We start from the raw sequence: 13656 nt of genomic DNA, 5'->3' as shown, positions 1-13656 counted from the left end.
CCGCCCTTGGCGACAGTCGCGCATGCTATACTTTCCGGCGATGCTGAGACTCTTCAAAACATGGCTGATCCTGCTGCTGATCACGGCGGTGCCACTGCAAGCTGCCGCTGCGGGCGCCATGCTGGCGTGCGCGCCTTTCGCAGCCGCACCTGCCGCCGCAGTGCCGGCCGCCTGCCAGCATCACGCCGCGGACAGCGCCAGCACGCCAGAAGACAACAAGCCCCCTGCCAAGCACCCCGCATGCAGCGCCTGCTCCAGTTTTTGCGCGGGCGCGCTGATGCCTCCCTGCCTCGCCCTGCCTGCCGTGCCCTGCACCGGCGCGCAACAAGTCGCCATCGCAACGGCCACCTTGCTGACCGGATTCATTCCCGACGGCCCGCGCCGGCCGCCGAGACCGCTTTCCGCATAACCCCAAGCACGTTCCACACAGGCCACCGAGGTGGCCACGATAGACCTACTTCGTCTGAAAGCAGCACATGATCAAACATTTATTAGTGGGCGGCGCCTTCGCCGCCATGCTGGGCCTGCCCACGTTCGCCATGGCGGCCCTGCCCGTCATTGAAGTCTACAAGAGCGCCTCGTGCGGCTGCTGTGCCGCATGGATCAAGCACCTCGAAGCGAACGGCTTTACGGTGCGCGCGAAAAATGTCGAGATGCCGGCGCAATACCGCAAGCTGGCCGGCATTCCCGACGCGCTCGGCTCATGCCACACGGGCCTCGTCAACGGCTACGCCATCGAGGGCCATGTACCGGCCAGCGAAATCAAGCAGTTGCTGCGCGAGAAACCCAAGGCCAAAGGCCTGGCCGTGCCGGCTATGCCGATGGGTTCGCCAGGCATGGAAGGACCGCGCAAGGATGCGTATGATGTCTTGCTGGTCAAGAACAATGGCAGCACCGAAGTCTACAAGCACTACAAATAGACACTGAGGGGAAATGAAAAACGCCGCCGGAATCGCTTCCGGCGGCGTTTTTTGTGTCAGGCAGCAATAAAAAACCTGCCGCCTGTCAAGACTGCATCAGATGGTGTCGAGCACGGCATTCAGGCTGGCGCTAGGACGCATGACCGCTTCCGTCTTCGCAGGATCTGGCAGGTAGTAACCGCCGATATCCGTTTCCTTGCCTTGTACTGCTTTCAGCTCGGCAACGATCTTTTCTTCGTTGTCGGCCAGGGCCTTGGCCAATGGCGCAAAATGCGCTGCCAGTTCCGCATCGTCCTTCTGCGTAGCCAGGGCTTGCGCCCAGTACATGGCCAGGTAGAAATGGCTGCCGCGGTTGTCCAGCTCGCCGGTACGTGGCGATGGCGACTTGTTGTTGTCCAGCAGCTTGCCGGTGGCTTCATCCAGGGTTTTCGCCAGGATTTTGGCCTTGGCGTTGCCCGTCTTGATGCCCATGTCTTCCAGCGACACGGCCAGGGCCAGGAACTCGCCCAGCGAATCCCAGCGCAAATGGTTTTCTTCCACCAATTGCTTGACGTGTTTCGGTGCCGAACCGCCGGCGCCCGTTTCGTACATGCCGCCGCCGGCCATCAAAGGCACGATCGACAGCATCTTGGCGGAGGTGCCCAGTTCCAGGATCGGGAACAGATCGGTCAGGTAATCGCGCAGGATGTTGCCGGTCACCGAGATGGTGTCCAGGCCGCGGAAGGCGCGTTCCAGGGTGTAGCGCATGGCGCGCGTTTGCGACATGATCTGGATGTCCAGGCCCTTGGTGTCGTGCTCTTTCAGGTAAACCTGTACCTTCTTGATGACTTCGTTCTCGTGCGGACGGTAGGAATCGAGCCAGAACACGGCAGGCATGCCCGAGTTGCGCGCGCGCGTGACGGCCAGCTTGACCCAGTCGCGGATCGGCGCGTCCTTGACCTGGCACATGCGCCAGATATCGCCCTCTTCCACCGTTTGCGTCAGCAGCACTTCGCCCGTTTCCAGGTCGGTGATGTTGGCGATGCCGCCTTCAGGCACTTCAAACGTCTTGTCGTGCGAACCGTATTCTTCCGCTTGCTGCGCCATCAGGCCCACGTTCGGCACGGTGCCCATGGTCTTCGGATCGAAGTTGCCATGCCATTTACAAAAGCCAATCATTTCCTGGTAGATCCGTGCGAAAGTCGATTCCGGCATGACTGCCTTGACGTCTTTCGGACGGCCATCGGCACCCCACATCTTGCCGCCGATACGGATCATGGCGGGCATCGACGCGTCGACGATGATGTCGTTCGGCGAATGGAAGTTGGTGATGCCCTTGGCCGAATCGACCATGGCCAGTTCCGGACGGTTGGCGTGGCAGGCGTGCAGGTCTTTCAGGACTTCATCTTTTTGCGACGCCGGCAGGGTTTCGATCTTGTCGTACAGGTTGCTCATGCCATTGTTGACATTCACGCCCAGCTTGTCGAACAGGGCGGCGTGCTTGGCGAACGCGTCCTTGTAGAAGATGCGCACGCAGTGGCCGAAAACGATCGGGTGCGAGACCTTCATCATGGTCGCCTTGACGTGCAGCGAGAACATCACGCCCGTCTTGAACGCGTCGTCGATTTCTTTCTCGTAGAACTCCAGCAGCGCTTTCTTGCTCATGAACATGCTGTCGATGATTTCGCCCGCTTGCAGGGAAACCTTCGGCTTCAGCACGATGGTCTTGCCCGAGGCCGTGACCAGTTCCATCTTGACGTCGCGCGCTTTTTCCAGGGTCAGCGATTTTTCGCCATGGTAGAAGTCGCCGTGGTGCATATGCGAGACGTGCGTTTGCGACGACTGGCTCCACTCGCCCATCGAATGCGGATGCTTGCGTGCGTACTCTTTGACAGCCTTCGGCGCGCGGCGGTCGGAATTACCTTCACGCAGGACCGGATTGACCGAGCTACCGATGCACTTGCCGTAGCGGGCCTTCAAGGCTTTTTCTTCTTCCGTCTTCGCATCTTCCGGGTAATCCGGCAGCTTGTAGCCACGGCCTTGCAATTCGCGCACGCAGGCGATCAGCTGGCCCTGGGAAGCGCTGATGTTCGGCAGCTTGATAATGTTGGTGTCCGGATTCTGGGTCAATTTGCCCAGTTCAGCCAGGGTGTTCGGGACTTTTTGCGCGTCCGTCAGGAATTCGGGAAATTCAGCCAGTACACGCGACGCCACCGAAATATCGCTGGCGACCACGTCCACGCCAGCCGGCGCGGTGAATTTTTTGATAATTGGCAGCAGGGAATACGTCGCGAGCAGCGGCGCCTCGTCAGTCAGCGTGTAGATGATTTTGGATTTTTGTGTTGCCATGTTCATTCCCTTGTATGCGGTGATGCCTGGTGGTTAACTTTCTTCATTCCAAACACAGGACGGTTAGCCTTGCTTTGGACGGCTAGTGTGCCGGCGGTGACGCCGTGCTTGCCCACCACGTATTTTAGACTGTCCTGCCGCTGTTTGTGTATCCGATGGCGACGAATCTTATATAAGACAGCAAATATCGGGATCTGAAGGCCCAGGATGGCCATTTTCCGCGCTGAAATGCCCTCCAGGCACGCGCACGGCATGGTCGTGAGCGTGGCAGCGATGACGATGTTAATCATTATAAATCGTAATGATTCTCATTTATAATGTCGTGCATACAATTCCTTCCTACTAACTTTATACGCTGCCCTTGATGCCCATTCCACATTCCCCCCTTGCCCACCCCCACCTCACCACCCGGCTGATCCTCGCCGGCCTGCTCGTTGCCAGCGTCGCGCCGCAGGCGATCGCCCAGGCGGCGGCCGAAGCATCCACTCCGCTCGCCACCGTGCTGGTGAATGGCCAGGCCGAAGCGGACGCCGGCGGACAGATCGCCAAAAGCGCGCGCGCCGGCATGCTCGGTGAAAAAGACTTGCTCGATACGCCGTTCAGCGTCAACAGCTACACCAGCCAGCGCATGCTGGACCAGCAGGCGCTGACCCTGGCTGAGGTGCTGGGCGGCGATCCGTCCACCCGCTTCACGGGCCAGATCGGCGGCGTCACGGATTCCTTCTTCATCCGCGGTTTCCCCCTCAACGAGGGCAATCTGAGCGAAGTGGCGTTCGACGGCGTGTATGGCGTGTCGCCCAACTACCATTTGTTCACGGAATACCTGCAGAGCGTGGAAGTGTTCAAGGGACCGGCCGCCCTGCTGTACGGCATGTCGCCAAACGGCGGCGTGGGCGGCGTCGTCAATGCCGTGCCGAAACGCTCGCTGCCGCGCGACCTGACGCGCCTGACCGTCGACTACGGCTCGGGCTCGCAGGCTGGCGCGGCCATCGACGTCAGCCGCCGCTTCGGCGACGAGCGGCGTTTCGGCATCCGCGTCAATGGCTTGCACCGCCAGGGCCACACGCCGCTCGATCACCAGACGTCGCGCGCGGAAGTGGCGGCCATCGCCCTCGACTACCAGGGACAGCGGCTGCGCGCCTCGCTCGACGTGATCGAGCAATACCAGTGGATCGACGCGCCCACGCGCCCTTTCCTCGTGGCCGCGCGCCTGCCCGTGCCGCAAGCGCCCGATGGCCGGCGCAATATCGCCCAGTCCTGGGGCTGGTGGAAATCCAACGACCTGGCCACCCTGGGCAAGCTCGAATACGATGTGAACGACAAGGTCACCGTGTTCGCCGATGTGGGCGGCACGCGCTCCGACGTGTCGCGCTATTCGGACCAGACGCCGACCATCACCAGCGCAGCCGGCGACATGACGGTCACGCCCATGAACTGGAAGTTCCGCGTGCGGCGCGCCAGCGGCGACACGGGCGTGCGCACGCGCTTGCGCACGGGCGGCGTCGAGCATGCGCTGGTGGTGATGGGCAATGTCTACCGCGACGAGTTTGGCAGCGTGAACAATTCCGGCAAGCTCATCACCTCGAACATCTACCATCCCGTGGCCGTGGCCGACCCCGGCATTCCCGCGCCGGCCCGCGTGCCGAAACTGTCCGCGTCGACCCTCTCCAGCCTGGCGGTGGCCGACACCCTGGACATGCTAGACCAGCGCGTGCAACTGACCCTGGGCGTGCGCCGCCAGTTGGTCGAATCGAAAAACTACCACGCCACCAGCGGCGCGCTCACCACGCATTACAAACAGGGCGCCCTGACGCCGCTGGCCGGCATCATCGTCAAGCCGCTGCGCCACGTGTCGCTGTATGCGAACTATATCGAGGGCCTGAGCAAGGGCGATATCGCGCCGAACATCGCCGACAATGCGGGCCAGGTCTTCGCGCCCTACAAGAGCAAGCAGTATGAAGTAGGCACGAAGGCCGATTTTGGCGTGGTGCTGGCGACCCTGGCCGTGTTTCAGGTGAGCAAACCCAGCGGCCAGCTGTATGGCAAGGTCTACAGCATGGATAGCGAACAGCGCAACCGTGGTCTGGAACTGAACCTGTCCGGCGCCGCCAGCAAGAGTGTGCGCCTGCTGGCCGGCGTCACCCTGCTCGACGGGCGCCTGGTGAAGACCAACAGCGCCGCCACCATCGGCAAGCGCCCCGTCGGCGTGCCGACGTCGATGGCCAACCTGGGTGGCGAATGGGATCTGCCGTACTGGCCGGGCCTGACGGCCACGGGCGCCGTCAGCTACACGAGCAAGCAGTTTGTCGACCAGACGAATCTGCAATCGGTACCGTCGTGGACCAAGGTCGACCTGGGCTTGCGCTACCGCACGGCCATCGCCGGCAAGGCGACGACCTTGCGCGCCGGCCTGATGAACGCGTTTGACCGTCACTACTGGGCCGGCGTGGCCTCGTATGGCACCGTCTCGCAATCGGCGCCCCGCAGCGTGCAACTGTCGGCCGCCGTGGATTTTTAACGGACTCCAGCAGCAAAGTAAAAAAAGCAGCAAAAAGAGACCTACCCACCGCCGATGGCGACAGGATCCATTGCCGGCCCTGTCGCCATCGGCAAACAGCGGAACTCTCCGCATGACTTTGGTCTAACGGACCAGGGCAGTGGCGGGAGAACCCGCACCGCTCCACATTCCAGTCCTCCCCGCCACTGCCAGGCACATCGCCGCCGCCATCGCGCAGGCAGCGCTGCGTCGACACAGGCGTCACGCCGAACGACAACTACATTGATATTTATCAAATTGACTGCCCGATGCGTGGGCTACTGTCGGTGCCATCTTTGATTTGAAACAGAAACTCTGCTGCCAAGAATCGACCATTCCAGACACAACGCCAGTTTTCGCCAGGCTCTTCATTTCCCAGCCGATAACGCTCGCCAAGTGCGGTAACACGCAGCGTCCCCCTCCCTTGCCTACACGTGCCGGGGAAACTTTTGCTAGCGATTTTGCAGCTTTTTGATTAATGCACGTTAAAAAGGAATTTCGTATGAGCACGTATTCTGATATTTGCATCGTGGGCGCCGGTATAGGAGGCCTGACTTGCGCCAATCAACTGATCGACGCCGCCGCCAGCAGGAAGCTGCGCATCCGCGTATTCGACCTGAACGCCACCGTCGGCGGCCGCATCCAGTCGCGGAAAATAAACGGCGAGGAAATTGCCGAACTCGGCGCTGCCCGCTACTCGCCGCAGCTGCATCCGCATTTCCAGCAACTGATGCAGGGCAGCGGACTGCCGCATGCCGTCTACCCGTTCACCGAGGTCATCTCCCGCGATAGCGTGCTGGAAGAGCTGAAGGCAACGCTCGATGGCCTGAGCCCGATGCTGAAAGAGCATCCGAACGACTCCTTCCTCGCGTTCTTCAGCCATTACCTGGGCGCCGCCAGGGCCACCCAGATCATCAAGGCAACCGGCTATGACGCCTTGCTGCTGCCGATGGTATCGGCGGCCATGGCCTACGACATCATCAAGAAGCATCCGGAAACGCAGCACTTTACGGAAAACGCCGCCAACCAGTGGCACTATGCCACCGACGGCTACCACGCGTTGCTGTGCCAGTTGCAGCACCAGGCCCAGGCCGCCGGGGTCGAATTCCGGCTCGAACACCGCTTGCTGTCCGTTGAAAAATCCGGCGCCGAGCATGTGCTTGCCTTCAGCCACCACGGCGACACGCATATGCACCGGACACGCCATCTGGTAATGACCGTCCCGCCGTCCGCCATGCCGCGCCTGAACCTGGATTTTCCAAACGCCTGGAGCCCGTTCCAGTACGACTCGCTGCCCCTGTTCAAAGGATTCTTCACGTTCGACACGGCCTGGTGGGACGCGCTGGGGTTGACCGACAAGGTGCTGATGGCGGCAAATCCCCTGCGCAAGATTTACTTCAAGGGCGACAAGTACGTGCTGTTCTATACCGACAGCAAAAGCGCCACTTACTGGCGCGACAGCCTGGAGCTTGGTGAAGAGGTGTACCTGGAGCGTGTCCGCAGCCACCTGGAAGAAGTCCTGCCGCTCGATGGCCAGCCGCTGCCGCCGATCAAGGCGCACTTCCACAAGTTCTGGCCGCATGGCGTCGAGTTTTGCGTGGAGCCGGAAGCCGAGCATCCGGCCGTCCTGCTGCACCGCGACGGCATCATCTCCTGCTCGGATGCCTATACCGCGCATTGCGGCTGGATGGAAGGCAGCCTGATCAGCGCCCAGCAGGCCAGCGGCCTGTTGCTGCAGCGGCTAGATCAACGGGACGACGTCGTCGCCGCCGCCAACGATACCTTCATCACTTCCTCGACCGAGCGCGCATGAGCTTACTTGACTTCCCCCGCCTGCATTTTCGGGGTTTTGCCCGCGCCAATGTGCCGACGGGGAATCGCAATACGCACGGCAACATCGATATCGCCACGAATGCGGTATCGATGGCGGGCGAAGCTGTCGACCTGAGCCGGCCGCCAGCCGAATTCCATGCGCACCTGAAACAGCTTGCCCCCCGCTTCAACGCACAGGGCAAGCCCGATCCGGACGGCATCTTCAGCCTGGCGGCAGGCCACAATTTTGGCGGGAATAATCATTTCTCGTGGGAAAATGCGCGGATCACGGGCGTCCAGCTGCGCGAGGGCGAGGTCGATACGCAAGACGCGCTGGTGGGCGCCAGGCTGGGGCTGTGGGGCCACTACAACGAGTACCTGCGCACGACGTTCAACCGTGCCAGGTGGATCGACAACAACCCGGCGCAGCCGGACACCACGCTGATCTACGCCGGCCAGTTCACCCTGAGCGACAAGCTGGCCACGCCCAACACGCCTACCTTGTTCACGGCCGACATCGCGCAGGCGCACTCGGTGCGCTGGCTCGGCAGCGGCCACATCACGGAACGCAGCGGGCATTTTCTGAACGAGGAATTTGGCCGCTCGCGGCTGTTCCAGTTTTCCGTGGCCAAGCAGGACCCGCATTTCCTGTTCAATACGGATCTGCCGCTGCCGGCCAGCATGCATGCCTTGCAGCAAGCCCTGGCCGACGACGACGTGCTGGGCCTGACGGTGCAGTACTGCCTGTTCAATATGTCGACGCCGCTAAAACCCGACTCGCCCGTGTTCTACGACCTGGCCGGCAGCATCGGCCTGTGGCGACGCGACGAGCTGGCCACCTATCCGGCTGGCCGCCTGCTGCAGCCGCGCCAGGCCAGCCTGGGGCCGGTGCTGGTGCAAGTGCATGCGGACCGCGTCGCGTTCAACATGCCGACGGCCATCCCTTTCACCACGCGCGACGCGGGCGCCGTCTCGGAACAGCATCCCACGCATGCGCTGGGCGGCAAGCAGGCGCTCGGCGACCTGCTGCTGCGGGACGGCGCCGGCACCTTGCTGGCCAGGATTCCGGAATCGCTGTACCGCGACCACTGGCGCCATCACGGGGTCTTCGATGTGCCGCTGCTGCACGCTGGCGACGCCATCGGTTCGCTCAGCCTGGGCAGCGCGCAGGCGCAGTGGGATGAAGCCGACTGGGTGCTGCAATCGGACAGCAACCAGCTGTACCTGGAAGCGCCGAACCATAAAAAGCACGAGCAATTTCCGCAGACCATCACCGTGCAAAGCCGCTTCCGCGGCGAGCTGGCGGCGCCCCCGTCCCTGGCGCAAGCGGAAGACGGCGCGCTGCTGGCCGTGCAACAGCAGCCGTCGCCGCTCGGGCATGGCTACACGGCGCTGACCCTGACGGGACGCCAGCCGGGCGCGACCCGCATCGTGCTGGGGACCGGCAACGCCAAACAATACCTCGGCGTGCGCGTGCTGCCCGACGACTGGGACCTCGACGACGTGCCGGCCGAACAGGTCGACTACGCCTTCCTCTACCGGCATGTGATGAGTTACTACGAGCTCGTGTATCCCTTCATGTCGGACAAGGTCTTCAGCCTGGCGGACCAGTGCAAGTGCGAAACGTATTCGCGCCTGATGTGGCAGATGTGCGATCCGCAGAACCGCGAAAAAAGCTACTACATGCCCAGCACCCGCGAACTGTCGCTGCCAAAATCGCGCCTGTTCCTGAAATACCTGACCCAGGTCGAGGCGGCAGCCGCGGCCAAGGCGGCGGTGCAGGAAGCGGCCCCACCGCCTGTCATCGGCAGCAAGGCCGAGCTGATCGAGGAGCTGAAAAAGGCCATCGACCTGGAACTGTCGCTGATGCTGCAATACCTGTATGCCGCGTATTCGATTCCCAATTATGCGCAGGGGGAGGCGCTGGTGCAGGCCGGCCGCTGGCTGCCGGCCGAGCTGGAGCTGGCCTGCGGCGCCGAAGACCGGCGCCGCAACAGCGGCACGCGCGGCGCCCTGCTGGAAATTGCGCATGAAGAAATGATTCACTACTTATTAGTGAACAATGTGCTGATGGCGCTGGGCGAGCCGTTTTACAGCGGCACGCCGCTGCTGGGTCAGCAGGCGCGCCAGCGTTTCGGCCTGGATACGGAATTTGCGTTCGAGCCATTTTCCGAACACGTGCTGGCCCGCTTCGTGCGCTTCGAATGGCCCGACTACATTCCCACGCCGGGCAAATCGATTGCCACCTTCTATATCGCGATCCGCCAGGCCCTGGCCGGGCTGCCCGGCCTGTTCGAGAGCGGCGGCGGCAAGCGCGGCGGCGAACACCATTTGTTCCTGAAAGAACTGACCAACCGCGCCTATCCCGGCTACCAGCTGGAAGTGTCCAACCGCGACAGCGCGCTGTTCGCCATCGATTTCGTCACGGAACAGGGCGAAGGCGTGGCCGTCGATTCGCCGCATTTCGCCTCGTCGCACTTCCAGCGGCTGCGCACCGTCGCCGGCAAATTTTCAGCCTGCGACAAGCCGTTCGAGCCGGCCGTGCCGGCGCTGAAGAATCCCGTGCTGGAAGCGCGCGCGGACTGCACCGTGGTGACCGATCAGAAGGCGCGTGCCCTGATGCAACTGTATCAAGGCTGCTACGAGCTGACCTTCCTGATGATGGCGCACCATTTCGCGCAGCAGCCGCTGGGCAGCCTGCGCCGCTCGCGCCTGATGAACGCCTCCATCGACATCATGACCGGCCTGTTGCGTCCCCTGTCGGCCGCCCTGATGAACATGCCGTCCGGCGTGCCCGGCCGCCATGCGGGGCCGCCCGTGCCCGCGCCGGTCAGCAGCCGGGTCAGCAGCGACTACAGCCTGGGCTGCGACATGCTGGCGCAGAAATGCCTGGCGCTGGCGCAGTACGCGCGCAGCCTTGAGAGCGATGCCATCGGCATGGCGCCGATAGAAATGTTGGAATTTTTTAATCAGCAACTTACCGATTTATCTCGGGGAAAGATGTCAAGAGAGGCTTGAAATGCATAAAATCATTATCGTCGGCGGAGGCCTGGCAGGTAGCCTCAGCGCCATTTATCTGGCGCAACGGGGACACGATGTCCACGTTGTCGAAAAACGCGGCGATCCGCTGCTGGAAAACGCGGCAAACGCCGACCCGGTCAACTCGCGCGCCATCGGCGTGAGCATGACGGTGCGCGGCATCAAGGCCGTCCTGGGAGCGGGCATCAGCAAGCAGGAACTCGACCAGTGCGGTGAACCCATCGTCGGCATGGCCTTCAGCGTGGGCGGCCGGCACCGAATACGCGAACTGACTCCGCTCGAAGGCCTGTTCCCCCTGTCGCTCGACCGCACCGCCTTCCAGCGCCTGCTGAACCGGCATGCCGCCAAGCACGAGGTGAAATATTACTTTGAGCATAAATGCCTGGATGTCGACCTGGAAAGAAAGATCGTGCTGATCCAGGGTCCGGATGGCGCCTTGCAGCAACTGCATGGCGACCTGGTCATTGGTGCCGACGGCGCCCACTCGGCCGTGCGGCGCGCCATGCAAAGCGGCATGCGCCGTTTCGAGTTCCGGCAAAGTTACTTCCGCCACGGCTACAAGACGCTGGTGTTGCCGAATGCGGCGGATCTGGGTTTCAGGAAGGATTTGCTGTACTTCTTCGGCATGGATTCCAAGGGTCTGTTTGCCGGCCGCGCGGCCACCATCCCGGACGGCAGCATCAGCTTTGCCCTGTGCCTGCCCTACACCGGCACGCCCAGCCTGGGTACGCTCAACCGCGAAGCCATGGCCGACTTCTTCAGCCGCTACTTCGGCACCCTACCGCCGGAGCGCCGCAAGGAGATGCTGGACCAGTTCATGGCGCTGCCCAGCAACGACCTCATCAATGTCCGCTCCAGCACCTTCCACTACAAGGCCAATATCCTGCTGATCGGCGATGCGGCGCATGCCACCGCTCCGTTCCTCGGGCAAGGCATGAACATGGCGCTGGAAGACGTCCACGTCTTCGTTTCCCTGCTGGAAAAGCACGGCAACGCCCTGGGCCCTGCCCTGTCCGAGTTCACGCAGCAGCGCAAGGTGCAGGCGGACGCCATGCAGGACATGGCGATCGCCAACTATGAAGCGCTGAGCAATCCGAATCTGATTTTCTTCCTGCAGACGCGCTACACGCGCTACATGCACAAGAAATTCCCCCGTGTTTATCCGCCAGACATGGCGGAGAAACTGTACTTCACATCGGTTCCTTACGATGAATTGCAGCAAATCCAGAAGAAACAAAACGTTTGGTACAAACTTGGAAGGGTAAATTAATGAACATTCTCGTCATCGGCGCAGGCCCCGCAGGACTGCTTTTCGCCAGTCAAATGAAACAGGCCCAGCCCGGCTGGAATATCAGCATTACGGAAAAAAACACCCCGGAAGAAGTGCTGGGCTGGGGTGTCGTGCTACCGGGACGCCCGCCGCGCCATCCCGCCAATCCGCTGTCCTACCTGGAGCAGCCGGAGCGGCTCAATCCGCAGTTCCTGGAAGAATTCAAGCTCGTGCATCACGACCAGCCCAACCTGATGAGCACCGGCGTGACCCTGTGCGGCGTCGGACGCCAGGCCCTGGTGCAGGCCCTGCGCGCCAAGTGCGTGGCGGCCGGCATCACGATCAGCTACGAAACGCCGCCAGCGGACAAGGCGCAGCTGGAGGCCGAGTACGACCTGGTGGTGGTCTCGAATGGCGTCAATTACAAATCGCTGGACTTGCCGCCGGCGCTGGCGCCGCACATCGATTTCGGCCGCAACAAATACATCTGGTACGGCACCACCCAGCTGTTCGACCAGATGAACCTGGTGTTCCGCAGCAATGAGCACGGCATTTTCATCGGCCATGCCTATAAATACTCGGACACGATGAGCACCTTTATCGTCGAGTGCAGCGAAGAAACGTACGCCAGGGCCGGGCTGGAAGCGCTGTCCGAGCGCGACGCCGCCGCGTACATCGCCAACACGTTCAAAGCCGAACTCGGCGAGCACGGGCTGCAGAGCCAACCGGGCCAGGGCTGGCGCAACTTCATGACCCTCAGCCACGACCAGGCCTGCGAGGGCAAGTTCGTCCTGCTCGGCGATGCGCTGCAATCGGGACATTTCTCCATCGGCCACGGCACCACCATGGCCGTGGTGGCAGCCCTGCTGCTGGTCAAGATCCTCAATACCGAAGCCGGCACGGGCGCCGCCCTGGACAGCTTCAATGCCCGCGCCGTGCCCCTAGTGCAACTGTTCAAGGAGCACGCCAACAGCAGCCGCCTGTGGTTTGAAAGCGTGGGCGAGCGTATCGAACTGAGCAATGAAGAGCTGACCGCCAGCTTCGACGCCCGCCGCAAGGACTTGCCGTCGCTGCAGGAAGCGCTGATGGCCAGCATTGGCTACGCGCTGGGCCGCTAAGGGAGACACCATGCCGACACACGTCTCACCGCCGCTGTTGCCGATGCAATGGAGCAGCGCCTATGTTTCCTACTGGACGCCGATGCAGGCGGATGACCAGGTCACGTCCGGCTATTGCTGGTTCGACTATGCGCGCAACATCTGCCGCATCGACGGCCTGTTCAATCCCTGGTCGGAAAAGGAACATGGCCACCTGCTGTGGATGTCGGAAATCGGCGACGCCAGGCGTGAACAAAGCCGCAAGCAGAAAGTGGCTTACGCCAGGCAGGCGCAGGCAACTGGCCAGCAGCTGCAGGGCACGGCGCTGGCCGACGAGGTGACGCCGTTCCATGACCTGTTCCTGCCGCAAGCCGTGCTGGTCGACGGCAGTGCCCGTCACGACGGCCTCCACAGCGTGCTGGGCCGGGAGGCGGACGCCTGGGTAGTCGAACGGACGGGCAAGCCGCCATCGGTCTTTTACCTGGAGGCCGGTGGCAACCGCCTGTTGCGCATGGTCACTGGCAACGACCCGCAGCACCTGTCGGTACGCGACTTTCCCAATCTGTTGGTCGGCGACATTCCGGACAGCGTCTTTACGTCTTGCAACACCTGACCAGGACGTGGCGCGCGCCCCGGCCGCATGCGGCAGTAGCG

10 protein-coding genes are annotated in these 13656 nt (G+C 62.3%); 8 read left to right on the top strand and 2 right to left on the bottom strand.

All coding sequences use genetic code 11. The features are described 5' to 3' along the window. The first annotated feature begins 22 nt into the window (after positions 1 to 22). Together KO539_RS29285 and KO539_RS29280 are read left to right on the top strand one after the other, a co-directional pair. Positions 23 to 409, top strand: coding sequence for a hypothetical protein (locus KO539_RS29285; protein WP_219313827.1), 387 nt, complete (start codon positions 23 to 25; stop codon positions 407 to 409). A 67-nt stretch (positions 410 to 476) separates the two neighbouring features. After that, positions 477 to 920 carry a DUF411 domain-containing protein gene (locus tag KO539_RS29280; protein WP_219313825.1) on the top strand — a complete coding sequence of 148 codons (444 nt, stop codon included), beginning with the start codon at positions 477 to 479 and terminating at the stop codon, positions 918 to 920. A 96-nt stretch (positions 921 to 1016) separates the two neighbouring features. On the opposite strand, the gene KO539_RS29275 is transcribed toward KO539_RS29280, so the two are convergent. Together KO539_RS29275 and KO539_RS29270 are read right to left on the bottom strand one after the other, a co-directional pair. Continuing rightward, a complete protein-coding gene (locus tag KO539_RS29275; protein ID WP_219313823.1) occupies positions 1017 to 3248 on the bottom strand; it encodes an NADP-dependent isocitrate dehydrogenase in 2232 nt (743 codons plus the stop codon). Between the two features lie 2 nt (positions 3249 to 3250). Then, positions 3251 to 3538, bottom strand: coding sequence for a hypothetical protein (locus KO539_RS29270; RefSeq protein WP_035819416.1), 288 nt, complete (start codon positions 3536 to 3538; stop codon positions 3251 to 3253). A 74-nt stretch (positions 3539 to 3612) separates the two neighbouring features. Between KO539_RS29270 and KO539_RS29265 the strand changes: the two genes are divergently transcribed. From KO539_RS29265 to vioE, 6 genes are all read left to right on the top strand, one after another. Next, positions 3613 to 5766, top strand: coding sequence for a TonB-dependent siderophore receptor (locus KO539_RS29265; RefSeq protein ID WP_219313821.1), 2154 nt, complete (start codon positions 3613 to 3615; stop codon positions 5764 to 5766). Between the two features lie 520 nt (positions 5767 to 6286). After that, a complete protein-coding gene (locus KO539_RS29260) occupies positions 6287 to 7597 on the top strand; it encodes an FAD-dependent oxidoreductase (RefSeq protein ID WP_219313819.1) in 1311 nt (436 codons plus the stop codon). After that, positions 7594 to 10614 (top strand): iminophenyl-pyruvate dimer synthase VioB, encoded by a 3021-nt coding sequence (vioB, locus tag KO539_RS29255; protein ID WP_219313816.1) that lies wholly within the window; start codon positions 7594 to 7596, stop codon positions 10612 to 10614. Before KO539_RS29260 ends, vioB begins: the two co-directional genes overlap by 4 nt. A 1-nt stretch (position 10615) precedes the next feature. After that, positions 10616 to 11905, top strand: a complete 1290-nt coding sequence (locus KO539_RS29250; protein ID WP_176390910.1) for an NAD(P)/FAD-dependent oxidoreductase — start codon at positions 10616 to 10618, stop codon at positions 11903 to 11905. A gap of 53 nt (positions 11906 to 11958) precedes the next feature. Further along, positions 11959 to 13023: a tryptophan hydroxylase gene (locus tag KO539_RS29245; RefSeq protein WP_219313814.1), complete on the top strand. Its 1065-nt coding sequence runs from the start codon at positions 11959 to 11961 to the stop codon at positions 13021 to 13023. 10 nt (positions 13024 to 13033) lie between these two features. Further along, positions 13034 to 13615, top strand: a complete 582-nt coding sequence (gene vioE / locus KO539_RS29240) for a violacein biosynthesis enzyme VioE (protein WP_219313812.1) — start codon at positions 13034 to 13036, stop codon at positions 13613 to 13615. Positions 13616 to 13656 lie beyond the last annotated feature (41 nt).

Origin of the sequence: Janthinobacterium sp. NKUCC06_STL (assembly GCF_019345455.1) — a bacterium.
GTDB classification, from domain to species: Bacteria; Pseudomonadota; Gammaproteobacteria; order Burkholderiales; family Burkholderiaceae_D; genus Janthinobacterium; species Janthinobacterium rivuli.
The sequence above is the reverse complement of the archived record's forward strand: the minus strand, read 5'-3'. Positions and strand labels throughout refer to the sequence as shown.

Bases quoted from the DNA above. Each gene is read 5' to 3' on its own strand.
- vioB (WP_219313816.1), top strand. From the start codon at position 7,594: ATGAGCTTACTTGACTTCCCCCGCCTGCATTTTCGGGGTTTTGCCCGC.
- KO539_RS29280 (WP_219313825.1), top strand. From the start codon at position 477: ATGATCAAACATTTATTAGTGGGCGGCGCCTTCGCCGCCATGCTGGGC.
- KO539_RS29270 (WP_035819416.1), bottom strand. From the start codon at position 3,538: ATGATTAACATCGTCATCGCTGCCACGCTCACGACCATGCCGTGCGCG.
- KO539_RS29260 (WP_219313819.1), top strand. From the start codon at position 6,287: ATGAGCACGTATTCTGATATTTGCATCGTGGGCGCCGGTATAGGAGGC.
- vioE (WP_219313812.1), top strand. From the start codon at position 13,034: ATGCCGACACACGTCTCACCGCCGCTGTTGCCGATGCAATGGAGCAGC.
- KO539_RS29250 (WP_176390910.1), top strand. From the start codon at position 10,616: ATGCATAAAATCATTATCGTCGGCGGAGGCCTGGCAGGTAGCCTCAGC.
- KO539_RS29285 (WP_219313827.1), top strand. From the start codon at position 23: ATGCTATACTTTCCGGCGATGCTGAGACTCTTCAAAACATGGCTGATC.
- KO539_RS29275 (WP_219313823.1), bottom strand. From the start codon at position 3,248: ATGGCAACACAAAAATCCAAAATCATCTACACGCTGACTGACGAGGCG.
- KO539_RS29265 (WP_219313821.1), top strand. From the start codon at position 3,613: ATGCCCATTCCACATTCCCCCCTTGCCCACCCCCACCTCACCACCCGG.
- KO539_RS29245 (WP_219313814.1), top strand. From the start codon at position 11,959: ATGAAACAGGCCCAGCCCGGCTGGAATATCAGCATTACGGAAAAAAAC.